We start from the raw sequence: 25,393 nt of genomic DNA on the forward strand, positions 1-25,393 counted from the left end.
GCATCTTGAGTGTATAGGTCAGCCCGTCGGGCGAGATCGACCAGCTTTCTGCCAGCCCCGGGACCAGTTTCGTGCCTTTGTCGTCAACCCGGATCAGCACATCGTAGACGTTGGAAAATACCCAGTTGTCGATGTTCTGCGCACTTTTGATCGGGTCGAAGGTGGTGCCGTCCTCACGACGGCCGATGGTCAGCACGCCCGCAGCTTCCGCCACACCCGCTGCCAGGGAACAGGCCGCCAGCATGGCGACGGTCAGCATTTTCATTGGTCGAGCTTTCATACACATGAACTCCTTGCCGGTGTCGGGACAGATGTTGTTATAGGTCTGGATCAAAAGACGGGGGTATCAAGCACACAGTCGTAGCGCTGCTCGCCGACGTGGCGGGTGGGCGGTACGACACTGGAACAGGTCGATCTGGCGAACCGGCAGCGCGGGTGAAAGGCGCAGCCGTCGGGCAAGTGCAGCGGGCTTGGAGGCTCGCCCTGCAAGGGTTCGCCGGGCAAAGGACGATCCGGATCGATTTCGGGGATCGCTTGAATCAGCGCGGCGGTGTAGGGATGGCGCGGCGTGAGAAAAACGTCTTCGACCGGGCCCTCTTCAACGATTTTGCCCAGGTACATCACCGCCACCCGGTCGCACAGGCGACGCACGATGGCCAGGTCATGGGCAATGAACAGAATCGCCAGGTTCATGCGCTGGCGCAGTTCCAGCAGCAGGTTGATGATCTGCCCCTGAATCGATACGTCTAGCGCCGCCACGCATTCGTCGGCAATGATCAGCCGCGGCTCGATGGCCAGCGCACGGGCAATGCCGACACGCTGACATTGCCCCCCGCTCAAGGCGCCGGGTTTGCGCTCGGCAAATTCGGGCCGCAGACCGACCATATCGAGCAGTTCGAGAACTCGCGCCGGTATCTCGGATGGGGCGACCTTGCGCTGCACTTTCAGCACTTCGGCCAGTGTGGCACCAATGGTCATGCGCGGATTGAGCGAAGAGGACGGGTCCTGAAAGACCATCGCGGTTTCGCTGCGCAGGCGTTGCAGATTGATGCCGCTGCCTTGGGCCATGTCGACATCATCGAAGACGATCTGCCCGGAAGTTATGTCATTGAGGCGCAGAATGGCGCGACCCAGCGTGCTTTTGCCGCTGCCGGACTCGCCCACCAGCCCCAGCGTTTCGCCCGCGCAAATGCTCAGTGATACGCCGTTGACAGCATGCACCCAACGTTTGTCGAGGCCCATGAAGCCTGAGCCAGGGGCTGGAAAGCGCACCACCAGATCATTGACGTTCAGCAGTGTGATGCCGCTCATGAAACGGCCTCCCGGGGGTGCGCCAACGGATAGTGACAGGCTGCAGCATGGGCCACGCCCATCGGCCGCATCAGCGGTAGCTTGTCAGGACAGTCGGCACCAGCGTGACTGCAACGCGCATGAAAACGGCAGCCGTCTGGCAGTGCGTCGAGCAAAGGCGGCTGACCGGGGATGGTGCGCAACATGCCGTTGCCGGCACTGCTGGCGGGCTGGCAGTCGATAAGGCCATGAGTATAGGGGTGACGTGCGCGGGCCAGCACGTCGCGCTTGCTGCCGTGTTCACACAGACGGCCGGCGTACATCACCGCGATGGAGTCGCAGGTTTGCGCCACCACGCCCAGGTCGTGGGTAATCATGATCAACGACAGCCCGTGACGGTCGCGCAGGTCGAGTAACAGACGCAGGATCTGTGCCTGCACCGTCACGTCCAGTGCAGTGGTCGGCTCGTCGGCGATCAATACCTGTGGCCCGCAGCCAAGGGCTACGGCAATCATGGCGCGCTGGCGCATGCCGCCGGAAAACTCATGGGGATAGTTGTCCACACGGGAAGCCGGATCGGGAATGCCGACCTGGCGCAGCAGATCAATCGACTGCGCCCGCGCCTCACGCTTCGACGCGCCCTGATGCAGACGGAAACCTTCGGCGATCTGCTCGCCGATGCGCATCAGCGGGTCCAGATGGCTACTGGGATTCTGGAAGATCATGCCGATCCGCCGCCCTCGCATGGCGCGCATGCCGGCCGCGTCCAGCTGCAACAGATCGACATCATCGAGCAGCACCGAACCACCGCGCACGTGCAGATCTGGCGATGGCATCAATTGCATCAGTGCCCGGCAAGCCATGGTCTTGCCTGAGCCGCTTTCGCCAACCAGACCGAGAATCTCGCCCTGATGCAGATCGAATGACAACCGGTCGACCAGTGTCACCCAGCCACCACACTCATCTCGCTGACCTGTAACACAGGTGCACTCATTGCCGCTCTCCCAGGGTTTCGGCAACGCCATCCGCCAACAGGCTGAAGCCCATGGCCAGCGTCACGATGGCCAGTCCCGGAAAGGTGCAGATCCACCACGCGGACGTCAGGAACGCCTGCCCCTCGGCGACCATCGTGCCCCACTCTGCCAGAGGCGGTTGCACGCCCAGCCCCAGGTAGCTGACCGAAGCGCCACTGAGCAGCACCAGAACCGCATCGGACATGGAAAACACAACCGAGCCAAACATCGCGTTAGGCAATAGATGCCGGAACAGGATACGCAAATGACCAAAACCCAGACTTTTGGCGGCCAGGGCGAAATCGCTTTCCTTGAGAACCAGAATCTGTGAGCGGATCAGTCGCGCGTAAGACACCCAGCCCACCAATGCCATAGCGATGTAGAAGCTGCTCAGGCCCGGTCCGAGAATCGCGATGATCGCCAGCATCAGCACCAGAAACGGAAAGGCCAGAACGATGTCGATCACGCGCATGCACAGGTTGTCGAAGCGCCCGCCAATGTAGCCTGACAAGGCGCCGACAAAGGTCCCGATCATGAACGGGAAGACCACCCCGAGCACACAGATCTGCAGATCGACGCGTGCCGCCCAGATGACTCGGGACAGAATGTCGCGACCAAAATTGTCGGTGCCAAACGGATGCGCCAGGTGCGGCGCGAGCATACGCATTTCCGTGTTCTGGTAGATCGGGTCGTAAGGTGCCAGCCACGGCGCAAAGAGCGCCAGCATCAGCCAGAACCCCAGCAACGAAGCACCCATCACCATCGCCAGTCGGCCGTTGCGCAAGCGCAGACGCAAACGGGAACGCCAGTTTGGACGCAGTTGAGCATGGGCGACGGTCATTTGATGTTCACCCGGGGGTCTATCGCTACCGTGGCCACATCGGCGAGGAAGTTCACGATCACCGTGGCACAGGCCAGCACCATCGCCACGCCCTGCACCACCATGTAATCGCGACTGAAGATGCCGCGTACCAGCAACTGGCCAATACCGGGGATCGCAAACAGACTCTCGATAACCACGGTGCCACTGATCAGCCAGCCGATGTTAACGGCCAGCAGGTTGATCGAGGGCACCAGCGCATTGGGCAATACGTGGCGACGAAACAATGCGCCTTCACTGACGCCACGTGCCCGAGCCGCGGTGACGTGATCGGCCTGTAACTCCATGAGCATGCTGGCGCGCAGGTTGCGAATCAGTACAGCCGACAGGGCCAGCGCAATGGTCAGGCATGGCAGCACCATGTGATGGGCCTTGTCCAGCCAGTCGCTGCCATAGCCCGACACCGGAAACCAGCCGAGCTGCACGCTGAACATCAGGATCAGCATGATGCCCAGCCAGAACGCTGGCATGCCCAGCCCCGTGGTGGTGAAGACACGAATCAGGTTATCGCCCCAACTGCCCTTGTTGCGTGCCGCGACCGTGGCCAGCGGCACGGCGATCAACAGCGCCAGCAGAACGCTGCCAGAGACCAGAAAAAAGGTGGGCTCGAGCCGGGTAACGATCAATTTGAGCACGTCGATCTTGTACAGCAGCGACTTGCCCATATCCCCCTGCAACAGGTTTTTCATGAAGTACGCATATTGCGTCCACAACGGCTCGTCCAACCCGTACTGAGCACGGATATTGGCCAGTGCCTGCGGCGTGGAGCGGGCTCCCAGCAGAATGCGCGCCGGATCGCCGGGAATAGAACGCACCAGAACGAAGGTCACCAGGCTGATGCCGAACAGCACCGGCAGCAACTGCAACGGACGCTGGAGAATGAAACGATAACGACCCAGATTCATCAGACGCCCCGATGCTGTGACAGAAAATTCAGCAGGACCGGAAAGTACGCCGCCACCCCTTCAACGTAAAAGGGCAAGGCAGAGTTGTAGTCGAACATTGACCATCCGTCGACTTCGATTATTTTTCGCGCTTCCGGACTGATCTCATACGCCATTGCACTTCACCTTTCCGGACGTCGCTTATGGCCTCAACCCTAACGCGCGTTGCGGCGACAGACAGCTAGCAATTCTTATAGGTTTTACAGGACTGGCAATCAATTGGACGCAGGCGTGGCACTGTCCTTGCTAATTGTTATATTAAGACCCCGCACAGGCTCAATGACAAAGGAGGTCATGCCATGCATATCAGGTTGTCGGATTTCAATTCGCGGCTGCAATCTGCATCCACGCTGGATCAGCAAATGGATTGCGCACTGCTGTTGGCATCGGATCTCGGATTCGATGCAGTGATTTACGATTACAGCCCGGTGCCCGTGTCCCATGATGGAGCACTGATCACCCCGTCATTGCTCTCATTGCGCAATACTCCCGCGGACTGGCATGCACTCTGGTGCAGTCAGGGCTATTACCAGATCGACCCGGTGCAACATCTGGCCGTTGCCAGCGTCTCGCCGTTCGTATGGTCGTATCAGCCCAAGGCCGAGACCGTGCTGCAGACCTTCATCACCGATACGCACAAACCCGTGGTGCGCTACCTGCATGACTCACACATGACGTGTGGCGTGACAGTGCCTATTCACATGCCCAAAGGCGGTTTCGCCACCCTGACCGGCCTGTGCTCCGACAGCAGCGACGTCGCGCTGGAAGATGCCCGCCAGAGCCTGGCCGGGTTCGGCTTGCTCGCTCACGCTTTTCAGGAAGTTGCCTATCCGCTGTTTGACCAGAAAATGCGCTCGTGCAATGCCATCAGGCTTACCCGGCGCGAGCGCGAATGCCTGAGCTGGTCCGCCGAGGGCCTGACAGCAAGGGAGATCGCCGATCAGCTCAACCGTTCGGTCGCCACGGTGACGCTGCACCTGAACTCGGCCATGCAGAAACTGGGCGCGAAAAACCGGGTGCAGGCGGTAGTGCGTGCGGTTCATTACCGGTTACTCGACCACTGACCGGCTGATTGGCCAAAACCTATCATTTTCTATAGTTATGAGACGCAAGACGCCGCGCTATGGTGCCCCGAACTATCCAGCAGGGACCGGCGACATGGCAGAGATGACGATCAAGGAAGGTTTTGCCCCTTTTGGCAACTATCAGACGTGGTATCGCATCACTGGCGATGTGCACGGCCCCCGCGCACCCTTGGTCATCCTGCACGGCGGCCCCGGCTGTACCCATGATTACGTGGATTCGTTCAAGGACCTCGCCAGTACCGGTCGGGCGGTGATTCACTATGATCAACTGGGTAACGGAAAATCCACCCGACTTCCCGGACAAGGCAATGAGTTCTGGACGGTGGATCTGTTCCTGCGTGAGCTGGACAACCTGCTTGAGCATCTGGGCCTCAAGGATAACTACGCTCTGCTAGGCCAATCCTGGGGTGGCATGCTGGCGTCGGAGCATGCGGTACTCAAACCCACGGGGCTGAAGGCGCTGATTATTGCCAACTCCCCTGCTGACATGCGCACCTGGGTCAGCGAAGCCAATCGACTGCGCGAGGCATTGCCGGCAGAGGTGCAGGCTGCACTGCTCAAGCACGAACAGGCAGGAACGTTGACTGACCCTGAGTACCTGAAAGCCTCACGGGCATTTTATGACCGTCATGTCTGTCGCATCACCCCCTGGCCGGAGGAGGTTAAACGAACCTTCGACCAGATCGACGCGGACCCGACGGTGTATCACGCCATGAATGGCCCTACCGAGTTTCACGTCATCGGTACGATGAAGGACTGGACCATCGTCGATCGCCTGTCATCCATCAAGGTCCCCACGCTGCTGATTTCCGGAAAGTATGACGAGGCCACACCGCTGGTCGTAAAACCCTATGTGGATAATATTCCTGATATTTGCTGGTCGATTTTCGAAGAGTCCAGTCACATGCCTCACGTGGAAGAACGCATGGCGTGCATGGGCCGCGTTGCAGGTTTTCTGGACACACTGGTTGTTACGGGTAACGCCTCGGCGGCGTAACAGTCAGTCCGACGGTTATGCCCGTCAAAACCTGAATTATTAGAGTTAATACTTTAGTGACAGCGGGCAAGGCAAGCCGTTTATGTTATTCACTGTGCAAAGAGATTTTCTCCTTTCCACACAACGACTTAACAGCCCCTCAATACAGATGAATCAATAATGAAATAACTTTCATCGCTATTTATTAAAGCTCTCCCTGCTTCGGCAGAAAAACAGTTATTGGAAAGGAACGTATCCCTTTTCGCCTGTTTTTGCCGCCGGAGGCAATCATGAACCTCAGATCGTTGAATATCTCACGCAGGGCATCCCTGTTTTTTGGCGTTATTACCTTGCTGCTGATTGGTCTCGGTGGATTCTCCTACGTGCAGATCGACCATCTGCGCACGGCCGAACAGAACATAGAAGAAAACTCGCTGCCCAGTATTCAGGTGGTCGACGACATTCAGATCGCCCTGCTTCACGCTCGCCTGGAAAGCATCAGAATGCTGGCCAGTACCGATCCCGCCGTACACAGCACTGCGGAAGCCAAAGTCCGGGAAGCCATCGAAGCGCTCCGGTCGAACAGCGAGTTCTATCGGAAAAATCTGATTTCGGGTGAAACAGACCGTGCGCAATTCGAAGACGCCAACAGCAAGATGGGGGCCTACATCGACGGTGTAAAACAAATCATCGCCATGGACAGCTCCGATCATGAAAAAGCCGTTTCCTTTGCGAACACAGAGCAGGTTCAACGGGCCAGCGCCTATCAGGAAAAACTTTCCACGCTGCGCGGTCACAACGCTGAAGAAGCCGTGAGTTCCGGGAAAGATGCCACCGCCGTTTATAACCACAGTGTCAATGTGTTACTGACGGTGGTTGTCGTGGCCTGCCTTCTGACAGTGGTTCTGGCGGTTACCCTGACACGCAGTATTGTCGATCCGATCGGCGTCTCCCTCAAACTGGCAGAAGACATCGCCGCAGGCGACCTGACCCGGCAACTGGGCGTCACGGGCAGCGATGAAGCGTCACGTTTGATGAACGCACTGAACACGATGTCGGGCAACCTGCGCAGCACGATTCAGGAGATATCAGGTGCATCCGCCCAGTTGAGCACTGCCGCCGTCGAGATGACATCGATCACCGAAAGCGCCGATCGGACACTGCAGCAACAGAACAGCGAAATCGAGCAGGCCGCCACAGCGGTAACCGAAATGAGTGCTGCCGTAGAAGAGGTCGCTCGTAATGCTACGTCCACCTCCCAGGCCGCCCAGCAGTCAAGCATTTCCGCCGATCTGGGCAACCAGCGTGTTACCGAAACACTGAACGCCATGCAGAATCTGACGGGCCTGGTCGAAGGCTCTTCTGCCCAAGTCACCGCCCTGGCAGGCCAGGCTCAGGACATTAGCAAGGTGCTGGGCGTGATTCGCGGGATTGCGGAACAGACCAATCTGCTGGCATTGAACGCCGCTATCGAAGCCGCTCGTGCTGGTGAGCAGGGCCGCGGTTTTGCCGTGGTGGCTGATGAAGTACGCGCTCTGGCGCATCGCACACAAACGTCTACTCAAGAAGTCGAACAGATGATCTCGGCGATTCAGGCCGGCTCTACCGCCACGGTCGAATCCATGCAAAAAAGTACCCTGGAAGTGCACAGCACTCGCAAGACCGCGGAAGACGCCGGGCAGTCGTTGCGTCAGATCACCGATTCGGTACTGGAGATCAATAACCGTAACCTGCAAATCGCTGCCGCATCCGAACAGCAGGCGCATGTAGCGCGCGATGTCGATAGAAGCCTGATCAGCATTCGTGACCTGGCAGTACAGAGCAGCGAAGGCACCCGACAAACATTGATCGCCAGTACTGAACTTTCGCAATTAGCGGTCAACTTGAATGATCTGGTACTGCGTTTCAAGACGTGATTTAAAACGGGATCCATAAAAAGGCGTGACGCCAGGGCAGCCGATTCGTCGGCTGCACCTTTTTACAGCGCCAGTGCCACTTTTGGCAAAAAGACAATAACAAAATGCCACTATCCGACAGCCATTAAAAGTGGCTCTTCACTTGTTTCATTAACGATACAAATACGTCCGATCAGGTATGATGCGCGCTACTTGAATACGGGAAGTATGAGGTATGCCTTGCAGAATCATCGTGGCGGACGATCACCCACTATTTCGTGAGGGCATGCTGCGCACTATCGAGCGGCTGATACCTGAAGCAACCCTGGAAGAAGCAGGCAATATGGATGAAGTACTCGCTCTTGCACGCCAGGGTGATGAAGTCGACACGCTGGTGCTCGACCTGCGCTTTCCGGGGCTTACTTCCATACAGACTATCGGCAGCCTGCGCAGTGAGTTCAAACGTACGTCGATCATTGTGGTATCGATGGTCGATGACCTGGAAACCATTTCACAGGTCATGTCTCAGGGTGCGGATGGCTTCATTGGCAAAAATATAGATCCTCTGGAAATTGCCGAATCCATCATCGCAATCCGCGACGGTGAAGTGGTGGTCAAGTACAAGCCCGAAGGCTCGATCCTGAGCGATCTGGACACCAGCGCAATCAGCCATCTGACCGTACGCCAAAGAGAAGTGCTGGGGCTTGTGGCGTCCGGAAAGACCAATAAGGAAATAGCCAGGGACCTGGGTATTTCACCCTTTACCGTGCGCATTCATGTATCCAGCCTGCTGAAGGCACTTGGCGTGTCCACCCGATCGGCCGCCGCTGCACAGTTTTCAAGCCTGGCCGGCAAACAGCACTGAGCCGGGAGCCGCAATGTCGTTACTGCCTCAGCGAATAGATCTGGAAATGACTCAGGCGCTATTGCGCATGGCGGTCATTGCCACCTCGCTCCTTTACGCTCTGATCGCGTATGGGCTGGGAGAAATGTCAGAGAACAAGCTGTTCGTGATCGTTGCTTATTGCATGGGCTTCGGCGTTGTCACGGTGGGTTTGATCGTCCGCATTGCCCAGCGACCGGGGGCCTCAAGCAGACGGCGCCTGTTTGCACTGGTCACCGACAATCTGGCGGGGATCGTGACCATCTCCGTTGGTGGCGAAGCCATGTTGCCTGTGTATTCGGTGATGCTGAGCATGACGGTCGGCTACGGCATGCGTTATGGCCGCAACTACCTGTTGCTGGCAACCGGTTTTGCCATGATTTCATTGATGATCATCATTGCGCTCACGCCGTTTCTGCGTGAACACCATGCTGTCGCCGTCATGATGATCCTGACCATGCTGGTCCTGCCGTTGTTTGTCTATTTCCTGTTGGGCCGACTGCACATGGCGCTTGAAGAAACCCAGGAGGCCAACCAGGCCAAATCAAGGTTTCTGGCCCAGGCCAGCCATGACCTGCGCCAGCCGATCCACTCCATCAGCCTGTTCACTGCCTGCCTGCGCGATGCCCCTCTGGGCGATAACGAACAACGCCTGGTAAGTAACATCGACCGGGCATTGAGTGCGGTAGAACAACTGTTTCGCTCGCTGCTGGACATCTACACCCTCAATCAGGGCGAAGTTGCCCCCCGTCCGGAGTCAGTCGATCTGGATGCACTGCTCAACGGGCTGGCCACTCAGAACAGCGAAGCCGCTACATGGGCTGGCGTGGATATTCGCGTGCACAGCGGCCACTGTCACGTCTGGACCGACCCCGCGTTACTGCGCACATTGCTGCAGAATCTTGTCTCCAATGCGTTCAAATATGCGCCGGGCAAGCCGATATTGATTGGCTGTCGTCGGCAAAAAGGCACCGTCAGCATCGGCGTATATGATCAGGGACGCGGCATTCCTGCCGAGCACTTGCCACACTTGTGCAACGAGTTCTATCGCGTCCGCGAGAAACGTGATCGTGACATCGAGGGCGTTGGCCTGGGGCTGAGTATTGTCAGCCGCATTGCCAGGCTCATGAACCTGCGGGTCAATATCAGTTCGGTGCCGGAGCGCGGCACCGCGGTGATCGTCAGCGGCCTGAAGGCCGTGGCTGCCAGCCAGCCGGTCACCAGCCTCGACATCAACTGGAACACACGCCTGCTTTCCGGGCTGCGAGTCATGCTGATCGAAGACAATCGCAACGTGCTTGAAGCCACTGCCATGTTGCTGCGCAGGTGGGGCTGCGAGGTACAGACCTTCAGCGCCATCCCCGAGATCAATGTCGACTGTGACCTGGTGGTGACGGACTTCGACCTGGACCGTACGGCATCGGGTGCCGACTGTATTGCCTACCTGAGCGGGCTGCAGGGACGGCGCATACCGGCCATCGTGATTACCGGCCATGAACTCCAACACGTTCGGCAGACGCTGAACGATCCTGACATCCCGGTCCTGTCGAAACCGGTCAGGCCCGTCGAACTGCGCTCGCTGCTATTGAGCTTCAAGGCCGGCCCGGTGGCGCACTGACCGCGAGGCCAAACACATTGCTTTCAGGCACGTGATAATAAAGGGCCGTTCTCAGTAAGTGCTGAAATAGTCGACCACATTGCCTTTGAACCTGATGACGATTCGCGTGATGTTTGCTTTTCTTCCAGTGGATTGCGTACCGCTAAGCGTACCGGCATCGTCCATCACTTCCTGGGCGTCGCCTATACGGGATTGCCCTTGAAACAACGTTGATGCGGCGTCCCCTGACCCATACCGATTGGAGTACTTGGCCGCCATCTTGGTCAGTGAATTAAGACCGGATTCGCTACGGTCGTAGTACCACTCGGAGCTGTTGTTGGCCACGTTGTCCTGCGCCGAGTAGGGCGCGCCAAACGCCTGCCGAATCTGCTCTTTGGTCGATTTGTCAGGCGTGATGTTGGCTTTTATATACTCTGGTGCAAATTTGTAATCGCCGGTAATTGTATCGAGCGGGTTGCTGCCCCCCGTTGAACATGCCGTCAGGGTCGCCGCGACGATAATGACCGCCGCCAACCTTGTTATATTTGCCGAATAGCGAGAAATACCCATGCGCGTTCCCTCTGAAAACAAGTCTGTTGTTAGTGATCCGTTTACACCGCTGCATGACCTGTTTCGGTCACGCGCACGCGGCCAGCGACGTGGTACAACGTCGCCTGCCATCGACAAGTCAGGTGTTATTCAGCGGGATAGCTTAAGTGGCCGAACCAAAGGCAAGCCATAGTACGGATGTACTAGGCTTCGTACTTAACATGGCGGCACTCGGTGAGGCCGCGTTAAAAACGATAGGTGGCGCCCACACCCAAAAAGCTGGCACGGTTCTGATAATGCGCGCTATAACTGGCCAGCGCGTTGGCGCGGCTGACATCAACGCTTTCTTCTTTGAGGTAGGCGTAAGCAACATCAAGTGTCAGCTCCTTGCTGACGTCATAACCCGCGCCCACGCTGAAGATCGTACGGTCACCGGTCGGTGTACGCGGCGAACGGTTGGTATTGCTGGTCGGTGACTGGTCCAGACGGATGCCGGTGCGCAACGACCAGTGCGAGTCCAGTCGATACGATGTACCGAGCGCGTAGGCCCAGGTGTCATGCCAGTCCAGTCCGCCAGCGATAGCGCCTGAGAGGGACGCAGCCAGTATGCCGCCGCGCGCAGGGCTGATGCTCTCGGTGCTGAAACTCAGGTCCTTCAGACGGCTCCAGCGCGTCCAGGTTGTCCCCGCATAAACTGTCCAGGCGTCGGTGAGCTTCTGAGTGACCGACAACTCGTAGGACTCAGGCGTATCGACCTGTAGCGAACAGTCATAGCGATTGCTGCTGAGCAACTGGGCGGGCGTTCCTGCCCCTGTGGCGACCTCGGTGTGACAATCAAGGTCGTAGCGCACCCTGGAATGATAGGTCAGACCAGCCTGCGTGCTATCGGTCAGACTGGCCAGAACGCCGACAGTGAAGCCCAGCGCGACATCCTTGCCCTTCACTTTCACATTACTGTCGGCGATGGCCGGGTTAAGTGTGAGGTCCGACTCCAGCGAGCCGGCAAACTGATTGATCGTCGGCCCGAAGCCCACCGAGACCCGGTCATTGAAGGCGTAGCTCAATGTTGGCTGCAGGGTCAGTACTTTCGCATCGCTCTTGCTGGCAAAGGCGCGTCCCTGAAAGCCCCTCTCGTAATCCGTTGCCAGACCGAACGGCACATACGCGCCCAGGCCAAAGGCCCAGTGTTCGTTCAGCCTGCGTGTATAAAAACCGAATGGTATGGCCTTGAAAGGCACCATGTCGCCGTCATTGCTACCGCTTGAACGTCCACTTGCCTGACTGATGTCCGTGGAGGCATCGATAAAGGTGACGCCTCCGGTGATCTGCTGACCTGCCAGACGCGCCATGCCTGCCGGGTTGCCATACACCGTACTGGCATCTTCGGCAGCGGATGCCCGACCTGCGAATGCCGTGCCCATGCCGCTTATGCCTTGTTCGTTGAGCGCAAAACCCCCTGCGTACAAGTGCGTGGAAATCATGGCAACCGTGAAGCCCAGGGTAGTCTTGTGCATGGTGTTCGATGCTCGCAGTGATGAAATTCAGCCCGGCAGAAAAAAACATGGCCTGTACACACCTGCACGGTGTTTCAGGCATTCCTTGCGCTGGCAAACCTGCGATTTTATCAATGCAAAAATAGGATCCATATAGTACACATGTACTAGTACAACCCACTGGGCAAGTATTCAACGTTGACAGCGCCATTAAACTCATTAAATAGTTAAGGGCGACGAACACGATATTTCATGTAAGCCACGATCAGGTATGGCAGGATCACTTCCTGCGCGTGATCGGCAGCGCCAGGCGTACTGCCAAGGCCGCATCAGTGCATTTTTATGACCAGGGTGACGCATTTTGAACAACAAACTGACTTCAGCAGAGCTGGCAGTCATCAGTGAAATCGAAGCCACTTCCAGCCTGCTACGGCTGGTAACCCGGCTGACCGGGCTGAGATTTGCAGCCATTGCCAAAGTAACCGAGACCAGCTGGACGGCATGCGCGGTGTATGACGAAATCAGATTCGGGCTGGAAGCAGGCCACGAGCTCAAGCTTGAAACCACGCTGTGCAATGAATTGCGTCAACACCGCTGTCCGATCGTGATCAACGAAGTCGCGACCGATGCGGTCTACGCAGAGCACCCCATCCCGAAGCTCTATGGCTTTCAGAGCTACTTCTCGTTGCCGATCATTTTCCCCAACGGAGATTTCTTCGGCACGCTGTGCGGTCTGGACAATCTGCCTACGCCTCTCGACGATGCCGATACCCTCGATACGCTGAAAGTCTTCTGCACACTGATCGCCAGCACGCTGTACGCGCACTATCAACTGCAGGAAATGCAGGAAGTCACCGCGTAGGCATGGACTGCCTCAGGCGTGCAATTGCCGCTCCATGATCAATGTGCGCTCCTCCCCTTCCCGATGCTCTCGCACCACCCTGAAACCCAGCGCCGTATAAAACCCCTGCGCAGTCAAGGATGACGGTACAACCAGCAGCCCTGCGCCGGCCTCCCTGGCAACACGCTCCAGCTCTGCCATCAATAAACTCCCGATCCCTTGCCGATGCTTTTCGGGGTCTACAAATACCGAGCGCACAACCTGATTATCCAGGCTGGCAGTGCCGACAATCACCTCCCCCGCAACCGCCACAAACATCCGGCGCTGCTGCATGAGTTGCTCAATGGCAGCCGGACTGAAGCTCAATTGCACGCGCTCAATCACGCTGACCGGGTAATCCTTGGCATTGCTGGTGCGCAAGGCCGCCAACACCACTCGACTGATGTTGTCAGCGTCTGTTGTCCGGGCAGGCCGGATCTTGATGTTCATGTTGTCGTTCCTGCGTTGCTTGCGAAGGATGAGCATGCTTCACCGCACAGCGGGAGACCAGAAGCGCAATGGAAAGCCCATACATCTATATAGGTAGAAGCTATAGAGGCGAATAGTTACGGACTATCGCGGCGGGGCTTATTTACGACCAGACGACGAATGGCAATGTTTGTAACACGCTGCAAACAAAGGCGCTGAGCCTTTATCTCTCAGGGCTACAAGACCGATGTCGCTCAAAAATTACAGCTCGCGGCCGATTAACCGTTAACTCACGGCTGTGGCCGAAATGATTTGGTCTGTTAAAGTGAGTTCCGTGATGTCATATAGTCATCATCGAACACCCACCGAGAATTTTTATGAACGCCAGTGCCCCCATTCCTCTGAATGAAACGCAACGTCTGTTGCGCATCCGGGAGCTGTGCGTACTTGAAAACACCTCCGACGACGTATTCGATGAAATCGTGGCAATGACCGCCGAGTTCTTCCAGACGCCGATTGCCTTGATCTCCATCGTCGATGAGCACCGTCAGTGGTTTCGCGCCAGGGTGGGCCTGAATGCCCGGGAAACGCCACGTAACGTTTCCTTCTGTGCGTACACAATTCTTTCCGACACGCTGTTTGAAATACCGGATGCGACCCTGGACGAACGCTTCGTGAACAACAGTCTGGTGACCGGCCACCCCGATATCCGCTACTACGCGGGCGCCCCGCTGATCACCGATGACGGCATTGCCCTGGGCAGCCTGTGCGTGATCGACACCAAGCCGCGCGAGCCAATGAGCGAGCATCAGATGCAGATGCTCAAGCGGTTCGCGTCGCTGGTCATGAAGCGTATTGTCGGCCTGCGCCTCAGTTGCTTCATCGATCAGCCGACGGGCCTGTACAACCGCTCACGCCTGCAGGAGGATATCCATCAGGCACTGGCCTCCAGCGTTGATTACCAGTTGGTTGCGGTGGACATGATCACCTCCGCCTTCCTCAATGACATCGTCAAAGCGCTTGGCTACAGCTTCTCCCAGGACCTGGTGACGGCGATCAAGGGCCGCCTGGAGCATCTGCTGCCGCCAACCTGTTCGCTGTACAAGGTCAGCCCTACCCGCTTCGGCTTTCTTCTGGCTGGAGACCGCGTACCCGATCATCTGTTTCGCACCATCCTCGAAGACTTCGAGACGCCCGTGGAGTGCCGGGGTATTCCGGTGCAGATGCAGGTAGGCCTGGGGGTTGTGACCCTGAACCGCGACCCCGCCGAAGAACAGGACTGGATGCGCATGGTCATCAGTGCTGCCGACGACGCCCGCGACCGCGATCTGGGCTGGGCGATGTATGAACCGCACTTCGATGCCGCCCAGCAGCGTGCTTTCAAGCTGCTCAGCTCACTGACCGCCGCAGTGCACGCTCACGATCAACTGCGCCTGGTCTATCAACCGCGAATCGACCTTGCCTCTGGCCTGTGCACTTCGGTGGAAGCCTTGCTGCGCTGGAATCATCCGACACTCGGCCCGATCGGACCTGCCGAATTCGTGCCGCTGGCCGAGAAAACCGCGCTGATGCGTCCGCTGAGTATATGGGTGCTGACAAGTGCCATCGAACAGGCCGCACGCTGGCAGCAACAGGGCTTCGACTTCCGTATTGCGATCAACGTTACTCCGGAGGACCTCACCGGTCCTGCTTTCACCGACCGGATGATCCGCCTGCTGGGTCAGCACAAAATCGATCCTACCCGCTTTGAGCTGGAGTTCACCGAGGGTGCGCTGATGCACAACCCGGCTGAAGTGCGTCACCAACTGGAGCGCATGCGTCAAATGGGCATGGACGTGGCGATCGACGACTTCGGTACGGGCTACAGCAACTGGAATTACTTGCGGCAATTACCCGCGACGACGGTCAAGCTTGACCAGTCGTTGATTCGCAATCTGGCGTCCGACAAAACCGACCAGCGCCTGGTCAAGGCATTGATCGGTCTCGCCAAGAAGCTCGGCTACTGCGTGGTGGCGGAAGGCATCGAGACAGACGAGATTCGCCGCCTGGTCAAGCAGTGGGGCTGTGATGAAGGTCAGGGTTATCTGATCGCAAAGCCTATGGAAGCCGAAGCGTTGCTTAACTGGCTGGGCCCGACCCAGCGCCTGCAAAGTGCCGCTGAAGCCGCTGAAGCCGCAGTCGCGCGCGACAAACGGTTATAACCTTAGAACACTTCTTCATAACCGTTTGCAACACAAGCCGTTATGCTGCCCGCCACTTTTTGCCTGATGCGTTTGCTTGAAAAGGTTGGATATGGAAGCGGGTGGTCTGGGTTTTGTAGTTGCAGGGCTGGTAGTCGGTTTTATCGTTGGCATGACCGGGGTCGGCGGCGGCTCGCTTATGACGCCGATTCTGTTGTGGTTCGGCATCAACCCGGCCACGGCAGTCGGCACGGACCTGCTGTATGCGGCGATCACCAAATCCGGTGGGGTTCTGGTACATCGCAGGAATGACAACATCGACTGGAAGGTTACAGGGCTGCTGACCCTGGGCAGCGTCCCGGCGGTGCTGCTGACGCTGTGGTTCCTGAGCACGCTGCATGCTGCGCCTGAAGCCCTCAACGCGATCATCAAGCAGGCACTGGGCTATGTACTGCTGCTGACTGCCCTGGCCGTCCTGTTCAAGAAAAGGCTGTTGGCCTTCGCTCATGGCCGCGGAGACGGGCATTCATTTTTCAGCGGAACAAGCCTGACAGTTCTGACGGTCATCACCGGCCTGATTCTCGGCACCATGGTCGCACTGACCTCCATTGGTGCGGGCGCGCTGGGCACCGTGGCCTTGTTCATTCTTTATCCGCTGTTGCCGACACGGCGTCTGGTGGGCACGGAAATCGCCCACGCGGTCCCGCTGACGCTGGTCGCAGGTCTGGGCCACGCAAGCATGGGCAACATGAACTGGGAGCTACTGGGCTGGCTGCTGATGGGTTCGCTGCCCGGCATTTACCTGGGCAGCCATATGGCCGGGCGCATTTCCGACGATCTGCTGCGGCCCTTTCTGGCCATTATGCTGGGCATGATCGGCTTCAAGCTGGCGTTCTGATCCTCAGCCCCGTCAGCCTGTCATATTTCTGCGTCAGGCTGACCACATGCCACACACGTGAAAAGGCGTCCGCACCTGCAACATTGCAGGCGGCGCACATTCATCGGGAAGTGTAAATTTTTTGTAGCTCGACACCGATTTTCGGCGCAGGATTTCGTGCGTCTGCTTTCGCGCCGATGACCCGGCACAGACTTACCCTCACTGACAGGAGATGCCAACAATGCTCATCCGAATTGAAGAAGGTGTATATGGGGCTGCTTGGGTTGTAAAACTGGACGACTACCCGGTCAAATGCCGGAGTTGGCAGGAAGCCAGAGAATTTGCCGATCGCATGAAATCCAGGATCGACGCGCCTCATTCACTGCCTCATCCAGCGCTGCGCGCAACACCTGAAAGAAGCGCAAGCGTGATGGCCCGCTAGACTCGAAACATCCTCCCCGAATCATTCGAGACCGCGTTGTCAGGCGACTGGCAACGTTGTTTCATTCCGACGCGACGCCTTTCTCCTGTTAAACCCCTTCTCGTTTCCATGACATCCGTTTCACATCCTCTTCACGTCCGGCTGCGTAAATTGACCCTACTCCTTTGATGAATCCCATTTGGCCCACCCCGTTGTGGGCCATTTTTTTGCCTGGCGAAAAGTGTCGGCCTTCCCCCATCGATCAGGCAGGATTATTCGCTTCGCACCGTTTGCGATGAAGCGGCGGTCACGACCGGGCTGCTCAGTACGCCGGCGCTCAGCTCTGCCAGACGATCACTGCCCGTGCCATTGGCCGTGGTATTGCTCCAGTTCGCTGTCGTCGTTGCCACCCAGCCCAATACAAACAATGCAACCGCCTGCAGCGCCCACTTGGTAATGATCGACATGTGTTCTCTCCTTGTCCGGGTCTGGATGGCGAGCATATAACCACCTCACCATGACAGAAGGATTGCAGAGTTTTTTGTTTTTGCCAGCCGTCAGCATCTCTTTGTGAAAAGAGAGTCTGCGAAACAGGAATGAACGATCTACAAGAGAAATACCCACGCCCGCAGACGGGGTATTTCCAGAAGGCGAGGTCAGTACTTGGTGCTTTGCTGCTCAGGTCTGGCAGGCGTGTCCACATGGCGCGGGCCAGCGACCAGCAGAGCCAGGACGCCGACAATCGGCACGGCAACAACGACAATGATCCACATCAGCTTGTTGCTGGATTGTGTCTTGCTCTTGCGAATACGCATTACCGCCCAGATGTCCGAAATCACGATCAGGGCAGTCAACGCTGCGAACAACCACAAATGATTTTCCGATATCCAACCCATTTGAAATCTCCTGCACCATCAACGAAGGCAGCCAGACCGGCTGCCCTACTGTAGAAGAGGCCAGAAAGCGGCCTAAAGTTCAGAGAATCTTTCCGATTGCGCGTCATGTTCGAGATCGCAGGCAGAGCGTCCGGAGGATAGCAACGCGCAACGCTCTGCATCACACCTTGTCAGGTGATCGGTGCCGGGTTGAACAGGGTGATGTCGTTGTGCAGCCGGTAATGCTCGGTCCAGGTCTTTTTCTTGCCGCTGGCCACGTCCAGATAAAAGTGGAAAAGCTCCCAGCCCAGGTCCTCGATACTTGCGCGTCCGGTTGCGATGCGCCCGGCATCTATGTCGATCAGGTCGGGCCAGCGCTGAGCCAGCTCGGTGCGGGTCGAGACCTTCACCACCGGGGCCATCGCCAGACCGTATGGCGTGCCGCGTCCGGTGGTGAACACGTGCAGGTTCATACCAGCGGCCAGTTGTAACGTACCGCAGACAAAATCACTGGCTGGCGTGGCGCAGAAGATCAGCCCCTTGCCATTGACCCGCTCACCAGGACCGAGCACGCCATTGATGGCGCTGCTGCCCGACTTGACGATCGAGCCCAGAGATTTCTCGACGATATTCGACAGCCCGCCTTTCTTGTTGCCCGGCGTGGTGTTGGCGCTGCGATCGGCCTCGCCTTTGGCGAGATAGCGGTCGTACCAGTCCATTTCCCGCACCAGTGCCTGTGCAACCTCCTGGTCCTGCGCGCGGGAGGTAAGCAAATAGATGGCATCGCGCACTTCGGTCACTTCGGAAAACATCACCGTCGCACCGGCACGCAATAGCAGGTCAGAGGCGTAACCCAGTGCAGGGTTGGCGGTGATGCCGGAAAACGCATCACTGCCGCCGCACTGCATGCCAAGAATCAATTCCGACGCCGGGACTGTTTCGCGATGCCGCAGATTCAGCTTCTGCAGGCGCGTCTCGGCCAGCTCCATGATCTGCTCGATCATTTCGTTGAAGCCGTGACTGGAGTCCTGAAGCCTGTACAACCAAGGCTCGCTCAGGTCCACCGAGCTGTCACCTTCGTGCATGACCTGCCCGGCCTGCAATTTCTCGCACCCCAGGCTGATCACCAGCGCTTCACCGCCCAGGTTCGGGTTGCGCGCCAGATTGCGCACAGTACGAATCGGGATATAGGCATCGGTGGCCGTAATGGCCACGCCGCAGCCGTAGCTGTGGGTCAGGGCCACGACGTCATCGACGTTCGGGTACTTGGGCAACAGCTCGTCCCGGATGCGCTTGACCGCATGGTCAAGCACGCCGGTCACACACTGCACCGTGGTGGTGATGCCCAGAATATTGCGGGTGCCCACAGTACCGTCGGCGTTGCGGTAGCCCTCGAAGGTGTAACCCTCCAGCGGTGCCTGTTTCTCAGGCACCGCGTCGGACATCGGCAGGCTGTCCAGCGCAGGCGCCGACGGCATGCGCAACTGGTCTTCCCTGACCCAACTGCCACGCGGTATCGGTTGCAGTGCATAGCCAATGGTGTGGCCGTAGCGAATCACGGCCTCGCCCACTGCCAGGTCGACGGTGCTGACCTTGTGGCTCTGCGGGACGTTATCGACAGTGACCAGGCCGTTATCGAATTCGGTTCCGGCCGGCACACCCTGGTCGTTGACCACGACCACTACGTTATCCAGCGGATGCAGCCGGATATAGCGCGGCGAATCGGCATGTTGAATCAGGTTCATCACGGTTTCCTCAGGATTTTGCTTCGGAAAGGTCGCTGACCGAGTCGTTCAGCAATGGCCCCTTGGCAGGCGGCTCTTTCAATTCCACACGCTTGATTTCACCCACGATGAAAATGTAACTGATCACCGCCAGCAGCGCGTTGGCGCCCACGAACACCAGCGCCCATTTGAACGAGCCGGTGCTGCTGATGATGTAACCAATCACGATCGGAGTGGTGATCGATGCAATGTTACCGAAGGTGTTGAACAGACCACCGCTCAAACCGGCAATCTGCTTGGGCGAAACATCGGACATCACAGCCCAGCCCAGTGCACCGACGCCTTTGCCGAAAAAGGCCAGGGCCATGAAGCCCACCACCACCCATTCGATGTCGACGTAGTTGCAGGTGACGATCGAGGTCGACAGCAGCAGGCCGCCAATGATCGGAGCCTTGCGGGCGAAGGTCAGCGAATGCCCTTTGCGCAGCAAGTAGTCGGAAATGACTCCGCCCAATACGCCGCCAATGAAGCCACAGATAGCCGGTAACGAGGCGATGATGCCCGCCTTGAGGATGGTCATGCCGCGTTCCTGAACCAGGTACACCGGGAACCAGGTCAGGAAGAAGTAGGTGATGCCATTGATGCAGTATTGGCTGAGGTAGATACCCAGCATCATGCGGTTGGTCAGCAACTGTCGGATGTAATCCCACTTCGGCCCGCTGCTGGCCGCTTTTTCCTTGCCTTTGCCCTTGTCTTGATCCAGGTCGACCAGCGCACCATTGCTGGAGATGTGCTCGAACTCGGCCTCATTGATCATCGGGTGATTGCGCGGACCGTAGATGATCTTCATCCAGATCATGGAGAACACAATACCGACTGCGCCCATGACCACGAACACGTGCTGCCAGCCGTAGGTGTAGACAATCCAGCCCATCAGCGGAGCGAACAGAACGGTGGCGAAGTATTGCGCCGAGTTGAAGATTGCCGAGGCCGTGCCGCGCTCGGCGGTGGGAAACCAGGCGGCGACGATACGGGCGTTGCCCGGGAAGGAAGGCGCTTCAGCCAACCCGACCAGAAAGCGCAGCATGAACAGCGCGACGATTGCCGTGGAAATGCCGAACTCCCCTACATAGCCTTGCAGCAGGGTGAACAGCGACCAGGTGAAAATGCTCATGGCGTAGACTTTTTTCGACCCGAAACGGTCGAGCAGCCAGCCACCGGGGATCTGACCGGCCACGTAGGCCCAGCCAAATGCGGAAAAGATATAGCCCAGAGTGACCGGAGTGATGCCAAGGTCTTTCTGAATGCTGGAACCAGCGATAGCGATGGTGGCACGGTCGGCGTAGTTGATCGTAGTGACCAGAAACAGCATCAACAGAATCAAATAGCGGACGTGCGTCGGCTTGGACTTTTGCATGGTAGAGCTCCCACTGATTATTTTTTTACGCGGGTAAAGCTGTTTTTTGGGTGAAGCGTCACAGGCCCCTTGGAAGTGTCGCGGCGACAACGGCTCCCACCTGTGAGGGTCATGCGTTCCAACGGCGAAACCGCTGATTGCTCAGCGGTTGCGTCTTCGAAAGTGTTACTGCTTGCCTTGCTTGTCCATCAACGCGGCGAGCATGTCGCACTCGTCCGGCGTCAGGTCGGTCAATGGCGCACGCACCGGGCCTGCGTCGTAGCCGGCAATTTTTGCGCCCGCCTTGACGATGCTCACGGCGTAACCGGCTTTGCGGTTGCGAATTTCCAGATACGGCAGGAAGAAATCGTCGATGTACTTGCCGACGGCCTCGTGATCGTCACGGGCAATGGCGTGGTAGAAGTCCATCGCCAGTTTGGGCACGAAGTTGAACACCGCAGACGAGTAAACCGGCACACCCAGCGCTTTGTAGGCTGCGGCGTAGACCTCGGCAGTCGGCAGGCCGCCCAGGTACGAGAAACGGTCGCCGAGGCGGCGGCGGATCGAAACCATCAGCTCGATATCACCCAGTCCGTCCTTGTAACCGATCAGGTTCGGGCAACGCTCGGCCAGTTGTTCCAGCAGGGTCGGCGTCAGGCGGCAGACGTTACGGTTGTAGACAACCACACCGATCTTGACCGATTTGCACACCGCTTCAACGTGCGCGGCAACACCGTCCTGGCTGGCTTCGGTCAGGTAGTGCGGCAGCAGCAGCAGACCTTTGGCGCCCAGGCGCTCGGCTTCCTGAGCGTACTCGATGGCCTGACGAGTCGGGCCGCCTACACCGGCCAGGATTGGCACGCTGGTGGCGCAAGTGTCGACGGCAGTCTTGATGATTTCAGAGTATTCACTGGCTGCGAGGGAGAAGAACTCACCTGTGCCGCCCGCGGCAAACAGAGCGCTGGCACCATAGGGAGCCAGCCACTCAAGACGCTTGATGTAGCCCGCGCGATGGAAGTCGCCCTGAGCGTTGAAATCGGTAACCGGGAAGGACAGCAGACCGGATGAGAGGATGGACTTCAGTTCTTGTGGATTCATTATTCGAACACCCTGGAGGACATAATTGTTAGAGGATCACCGGGTCAGTGCCGATGTCGTAAGTCATCGTACAACTGATAATAAAATCACTCAACAGGGATTTCGGGTTTTTTCAGAGGGAAAGGAGGGAGTCGGGTTTTGACTTGCGCTGCGGCATGGATTTGTGACGCGGAGCGTCACGAAAGGCATTCCCGCGCTGGAGCGTGAGGAACGACAGATGTCACGGAAAACACCCATCGTGCCCACGCTCCAGCGTGGGCACGCCGCTCCGGACGCTCTGCGTCCGCTTTTTTTAACATCAAGCCCGCTGCGATTCAGCCTCTTCATGCGCATGGCGCAGGCGTTCGCGGCTGTTGGTCAGGTGCAGGCGCATGGCGGCACGTGCCGCATCGGAATCCTGGCGGGCAATGGCGTCGAAGATTTCTTCATGCTCGCGGCTCAGCCGGTCCATGTAATGCTGCTGATCATCGTGGGCCAGACGCGCCGAGTTCAGACGTGTACGCGGGATGATGCTGGTGCCCAGGTGCGTCATGATGTCCGTGAAGTAGCGGTTGCCGGTCGACAGTGCGATCTGCAGATGGAACTGGAAGTCCGACGCCACTGCATCCGTTGCGTGTGCAGCACTTTCATTGAGCGCGTCGAGCGCCGAGCGCATCGCCGCCAGTTGCTCGTCACTGCGGCGCAGGGCTGCCAGCCCTGCCGACTCGACTTCCAGGCTGATCCGCAACTCGAGAATGGCCAGCACATCACGTAGAGTGACGATAGTGGCCGGGTCAATCCGAAATCCACTGGGGCTTGGTGTATCAAGAACGAAGGTGCCGATCCCGTGGCGGGTCTCGACCAGGCCGGACGCTTGAAGACGCGAAATCGCCTCGCGCACTACCGTCCGGCTGACGCCCTGCTCTTCCATGATTGCGGACTCGGTGGGCAGTTTGTCGCCACGCTTGAGCTGACCGCTGCGAATACGCTCGGACAGTTCAGTCACCAGCTCCTGCGCGAGGCTGCGGTGTTTTCTACGGGCGCGGGGCGGAGCGCTTTGATTTTCCATCCAACATTGATCTCTGGACTGCTAAACATGGGCTAATCATAGCTCAGCGGTTGTATGATCACACCCTCAAAAGCGCCACCCCACTCTACAGCGGCAACCTTAAATCGCTGCAGATGCCGGTTGCTCGATCAGTTTTCCGCCCTCGACACGCACATGCCGGCCATGAAAGCGTTTGAGGCTGCTGCGGTGCCCGATACTGACCAGCGTCAGACCTAGCAGCCCGTCGATGATTGCACGGTGCATTGCCGCCTCGTCATCTTCGTCCATGGCCGACGTGGCTTCGTCCATATACAGCCAGCTCGGCGCGATCAGCAAGGCGCGAGCAAACGCTACCCGCTGCTGCTCACCGGGCGACAGGAAGCGTTGCCAGTGATTGCTTTCATCCAGTCGCTGTATCAGATGTTCCAGACGGCACTGATTCAGTACCTCTGCAAAGCGCTCTGCCGGGTAATGCTGCGCAGGCTGTGGGTAACTCATTGCTTCACGCAAGGTGCCGATGGGCAAGTAAGGCCGTTGCGGCAGGAACAGCGCCGTCCCGCCGGGCAGTCGGATCTGACCCGAGCCATGTGACCAGAGACCGCCCAGGGCTCTCAGCAACGAGCTTTTGCCACTGCCCGAGCGACCGCTCAGCATCACCCGCTCTCCCCGGTCGATATGCAGACTGGCATTGCTCAACAATTGACGTCCTCCGGCAATGCTCAGGCCCAGATTACGCAGATCCAGCGTGTCGTCGGCGTGAAACCTTTCGATGGCAGGTTGCAGCGCCTCACGATCGGTCATGGCCTGACGGAAACTCAACAGACGGTCACACGTGGCACGCCAGGACGCCAGCGTGCTGTAGGCGCTGATGAACCAGCTGAAGTTCTCCTGCACATTGCCGAATGCCGAATTGATCTGCATCAGATCACCCAACTCGATCTTGCCGGCGAAATACCGTGGCGCAGCCACGATGAAGGGAAAGATCAGGGCAATCTGCGAATAGCCCGAAGTGAAGAAGGTCAGTCGCTTCTGGACTTTCATCGAGGCCCGGAAATTATTCCAGATCATCATGAAGCGTCCACTGAGGCGCTGGTTTTCATTGCGCTCGCCCTCGGACAAGGCAATGCTCTCTGCGTTCTCGCGCACGCGCACCAAGGCAAAACGCAGGTCCGCCTCAAAACGTTCCTGCTGGTTGTTCAGCGGGATCAGCCGCTTGCCGATCCAGTGAGTCAACAGGCTGCCTGCCACTGCATAAAGCATGGCCGCCCAGAACATATAACCGGGGACCGTGATCCCGAACAGCTCGATACTGCCCGACACGCCCCAGAGAATGACCGAAAACGATACCAGGCTGACGACCGAACTCATCAGACCGAGCCCCAGGCTGAGGGTGCTGGTAGTGAACTCGTTGAGGTCTTCGGACAGACGCTGGTCCGGGTTATCGGTATAACCGCCCTGCTCCAGGTGGTAGTAATTCTTGTCAGAGAGCCAGCGGGCAAAGTGCTGCTCGGTCAGCCAGCGACGCCAGCGGATGGTCAGCAGTTGGGTCAGGTACAGGCGATAGACCGCCGCCAGAATGGCAATCGCCGCGATGCCGCTGAAATACAGGATCAGGTGGGTGAACGCAGCGAGATCCTTGTTCTGCAGGGCGTTGTAAAAATCTCGGTACCAGCTGTTGAAGAACACCGACACCTGCACGCTGAACAGCGACAGCGCGATCACCGAAACCAGCAACAGCCAGGCGATGACCTTTTCTTCACTGCGCCAATACGGCGTTATCAGCTTCCAGACGCGGCGTAAAAACGCCCCTTTCACAGTATCGTTGACGGCAGAATATTCAGCATTGCGGTTCATGTGGGTCAGGCTCGCTCTCTTTGAAAG

Annotated in this window: 23 protein-coding genes and 2 pseudogenes; 9 read left to right on the forward strand and 16 right to left on the reverse strand. The window is 57.9% G+C overall.

All coding sequences use genetic code 11. The features are described from left to right. The 6 genes and pseudogenes from ALO80_RS00085 to ALO80_RS31495 all read right to left on the reverse strand — a co-directional run. Positions 1 to 280, reverse strand: a pseudogene (locus tag ALO80_RS00085) (ABC transporter substrate-binding protein); the annotation flags it as partial. Positions 281 to 330: 50 nt separating this feature from the next. Continuing rightward, positions 331 to 1,311 carry an ABC transporter ATP-binding protein gene (locus tag ALO80_RS00090; protein ID WP_055007470.1) on the reverse strand — a complete coding sequence of 327 codons (981 nt, stop codon included), beginning with the start codon at positions 1,309 to 1,311 and terminating at the stop codon, positions 331 to 333. After that, positions 1,308 to 2,284 (reverse strand): annotated as a pseudogene (locus ALO80_RS00095) (ABC transporter ATP-binding protein). The gene ALO80_RS00090 and the pseudogene ALO80_RS00095 overlap by 4 nt, the downstream one beginning before the upstream one ends. Then, a complete protein-coding gene (locus tag ALO80_RS00100) occupies positions 2,281 to 3,144 on the reverse strand; it encodes an ABC transporter permease (protein ID WP_055007471.1) in 864 nt (287 codons plus the stop codon). Before ALO80_RS00100 ends, ALO80_RS00095 begins: the two are co-directional and overlap by 4 nt. Continuing rightward, complete coding sequence (locus tag ALO80_RS00105; RefSeq protein WP_055007472.1) at positions 3,141 to 4,088, reverse strand: ABC transporter permease; 948 nt, start codon at positions 4,086 to 4,088, stop codon at positions 3,141 to 3,143. The genes ALO80_RS00100 and ALO80_RS00105 overlap by 4 nt, the downstream gene beginning before the upstream one ends. Continuing rightward, positions 4,088 to 4,243 carry a hypothetical protein gene (locus ALO80_RS31495; protein ID WP_162839031.1) on the reverse strand — a complete coding sequence of 52 codons (156 nt, stop codon included), beginning with the start codon at positions 4,241 to 4,243 and terminating at the stop codon, positions 4,088 to 4,090. The genes ALO80_RS00105 and ALO80_RS31495 overlap by 1 nt, the downstream gene beginning before the upstream one ends. A gap of 183 nt (positions 4,244 to 4,426) precedes the next feature. On the opposite strand from ALO80_RS31495, the gene ALO80_RS00110 reads away from it, so the two are divergent. The 5 genes from ALO80_RS00110 to ALO80_RS00130 all read left to right on the forward strand — a co-directional run bounded on the left by ALO80_RS00110 (position 4,427) and on the right by ALO80_RS00130 (position 10,584). Then, positions 4,427 to 5,191 carry a LuxR family transcriptional regulator gene (locus ALO80_RS00110; protein WP_055007473.1) on the forward strand — a complete coding sequence of 255 codons (765 nt, stop codon included), beginning with the start codon at positions 4,427 to 4,429 and terminating at the stop codon, positions 5,189 to 5,191. A gap of 94 nt (positions 5,192 to 5,285) precedes the next feature. Continuing rightward, positions 5,286 to 6,209: a proline iminopeptidase-family hydrolase gene (locus ALO80_RS00115; protein WP_055007474.1), complete on the forward strand. Its 924-nt coding sequence runs from the start codon at positions 5,286 to 5,288 to the stop codon at positions 6,207 to 6,209. Positions 6,210 to 6,478: 269 nt separating this feature from the next. Next, on the forward strand, positions 6,479 to 8,104 hold the full coding sequence (locus tag ALO80_RS00120) for a methyl-accepting chemotaxis protein (protein ID WP_055007475.1): 1,626 nt from the start codon (positions 6,479 to 6,481) through the stop codon (positions 8,102 to 8,104). Positions 8,105 to 8,318: 214 nt separating this feature from the next. Further along, positions 8,319 to 8,948 carry a response regulator gene (locus tag ALO80_RS00125; RefSeq protein ID WP_054988569.1) on the forward strand — a complete coding sequence of 210 codons (630 nt, stop codon included), beginning with the start codon at positions 8,319 to 8,321 and terminating at the stop codon, positions 8,946 to 8,948. Positions 8,949 to 8,994: 46 nt separating this feature from the next. Beyond that, on the forward strand, positions 8,995 to 10,584 hold the full coding sequence (locus ALO80_RS00130) for a hybrid sensor histidine kinase/response regulator (protein ID WP_055007514.1): 1,590 nt from the start codon (positions 8,995 to 8,997) through the stop codon (positions 10,582 to 10,584). Positions 10,585 to 10,635: 51 nt separating this feature from the next. Here the strand turns inward: ALO80_RS00130 and ALO80_RS00135 are convergent, their stop codons facing one another. Together ALO80_RS00135 and ALO80_RS00140 are read right to left on the reverse strand one after the other, a co-directional pair. Further along, positions 10,636 to 11,133, reverse strand: coding sequence for a hypothetical protein (locus tag ALO80_RS00135; protein ID WP_055007476.1), 498 nt, complete (start codon positions 11,131 to 11,133; stop codon positions 10,636 to 10,638). 224 nt (positions 11,134 to 11,357) lie between these two features. Further along, positions 11,358 to 12,626, reverse strand: coding sequence for an OmpP1/FadL family transporter (locus ALO80_RS00140; protein WP_055007477.1), 1,269 nt, complete (start codon positions 12,624 to 12,626; stop codon positions 11,358 to 11,360). A 340-nt stretch (positions 12,627 to 12,966) separates the two neighbouring features. On the opposite strand from ALO80_RS00140, the gene ALO80_RS00145 reads away from it, so the two are divergent. Next, the gene (locus tag ALO80_RS00145) at positions 12,967 to 13,467 is read left to right on the forward strand and encodes a GAF domain-containing protein (RefSeq protein WP_055007478.1); all 501 of its coding nucleotides are present in this window, start codon (positions 12,967 to 12,969) and stop codon (positions 13,465 to 13,467) included. Between the two features lie 12 nt (positions 13,468 to 13,479). Here the strand turns inward: ALO80_RS00145 and ALO80_RS00150 are convergent, their stop codons facing one another. Next, positions 13,480 to 13,935 (reverse strand): GNAT family N-acetyltransferase, encoded by a 456-nt coding sequence (locus ALO80_RS00150; RefSeq protein WP_055007479.1) that lies wholly within the window; start codon positions 13,933 to 13,935, stop codon positions 13,480 to 13,482. Positions 13,936 to 14,291: 356 nt separating this feature from the next. Between ALO80_RS00150 and ALO80_RS00155 the strand changes: the two genes are divergently transcribed. The 3 genes from ALO80_RS00155 (at position 14,292) to ALO80_RS00165 (ending at position 17,413) form a co-directional block, all read left to right on the forward strand. Beyond that, positions 14,292 to 16,115, forward strand: coding sequence for a sensor domain-containing phosphodiesterase (locus ALO80_RS00155; protein WP_055007480.1), 1,824 nt, complete (start codon positions 14,292 to 14,294; stop codon positions 16,113 to 16,115). A gap of 91 nt (positions 16,116 to 16,206) precedes the next feature. Next, the gene (locus tag ALO80_RS00160; RefSeq protein WP_055007481.1) at positions 16,207 to 16,992 is read left to right on the forward strand and encodes a sulfite exporter TauE/SafE family protein; all 786 of its coding nucleotides are present in this window, start codon (positions 16,207 to 16,209) and stop codon (positions 16,990 to 16,992) included. 220 nt (positions 16,993 to 17,212) lie between these two features. Further along, positions 17,213 to 17,413 carry a hypothetical protein gene (locus ALO80_RS00165; protein ID WP_055007482.1) on the forward strand — a complete coding sequence of 67 codons (201 nt, stop codon included), beginning with the start codon at positions 17,213 to 17,215 and terminating at the stop codon, positions 17,411 to 17,413. Between the two features lie 251 nt (positions 17,414 to 17,664). Here ALO80_RS00165 and ALO80_RS00170 read toward each other — a convergent pair whose 3' ends face one another. From ALO80_RS00170 to ALO80_RS00200, 7 genes are all read right to left on the reverse strand, one after another. Next, positions 17,665 to 17,859: a hypothetical protein gene (locus ALO80_RS00170; protein ID WP_055006685.1), complete on the reverse strand. Its 195-nt coding sequence runs from the start codon at positions 17,857 to 17,859 to the stop codon at positions 17,665 to 17,667. Positions 17,860 to 18,048: 189 nt separating this feature from the next. Next, positions 18,049 to 18,288, reverse strand: coding sequence for a PLDc N-terminal domain-containing protein (locus ALO80_RS00175; RefSeq protein ID WP_055007483.1), 240 nt, complete (start codon positions 18,286 to 18,288; stop codon positions 18,049 to 18,051). A 170-nt stretch (positions 18,289 to 18,458) separates the two neighbouring features. Further along, positions 18,459 to 20,012 carry a galactarate dehydratase gene (garD, locus tag ALO80_RS00180; protein WP_055007484.1) on the reverse strand — a complete coding sequence of 518 codons (1,554 nt, stop codon included), beginning with the start codon at positions 20,010 to 20,012 and terminating at the stop codon, positions 18,459 to 18,461. Between the two features lie 10 nt (positions 20,013 to 20,022). After that, positions 20,023 to 21,408, reverse strand: a complete 1,386-nt coding sequence (locus ALO80_RS00185) for an MFS transporter (RefSeq protein WP_055007485.1) — start codon at positions 21,406 to 21,408, stop codon at positions 20,023 to 20,025. Positions 21,409 to 21,573: 165 nt separating this feature from the next. Further along, positions 21,574 to 22,485, reverse strand: coding sequence for a 5-dehydro-4-deoxyglucarate dehydratase (kdgD, locus tag ALO80_RS00190; protein WP_005745319.1), 912 nt, complete (start codon positions 22,483 to 22,485; stop codon positions 21,574 to 21,576). 298 nt (positions 22,486 to 22,783) lie between these two features. Then, a complete protein-coding gene (locus ALO80_RS00195; RefSeq protein ID WP_055007486.1) occupies positions 22,784 to 23,533 on the reverse strand; it encodes a FadR/GntR family transcriptional regulator in 750 nt (249 codons plus the stop codon). A 99-nt stretch (positions 23,534 to 23,632) separates the two neighbouring features. Beyond that, positions 23,633 to 25,366, reverse strand: coding sequence for an ABC transporter ATP-binding protein/permease (locus tag ALO80_RS00200; protein ID WP_055007487.1), 1,734 nt, complete (start codon positions 25,364 to 25,366; stop codon positions 23,633 to 23,635). Positions 25,367 to 25,393 lie beyond the last annotated feature (27 nt).

Origin of the sequence: Pseudomonas caricapapayae (assembly GCF_001400735.1) — a bacterium.
GTDB classification, from domain to species: domain Bacteria; phylum Pseudomonadota; class Gammaproteobacteria; order Pseudomonadales; family Pseudomonadaceae; genus Aquipseudomonas; species Aquipseudomonas caricapapayae.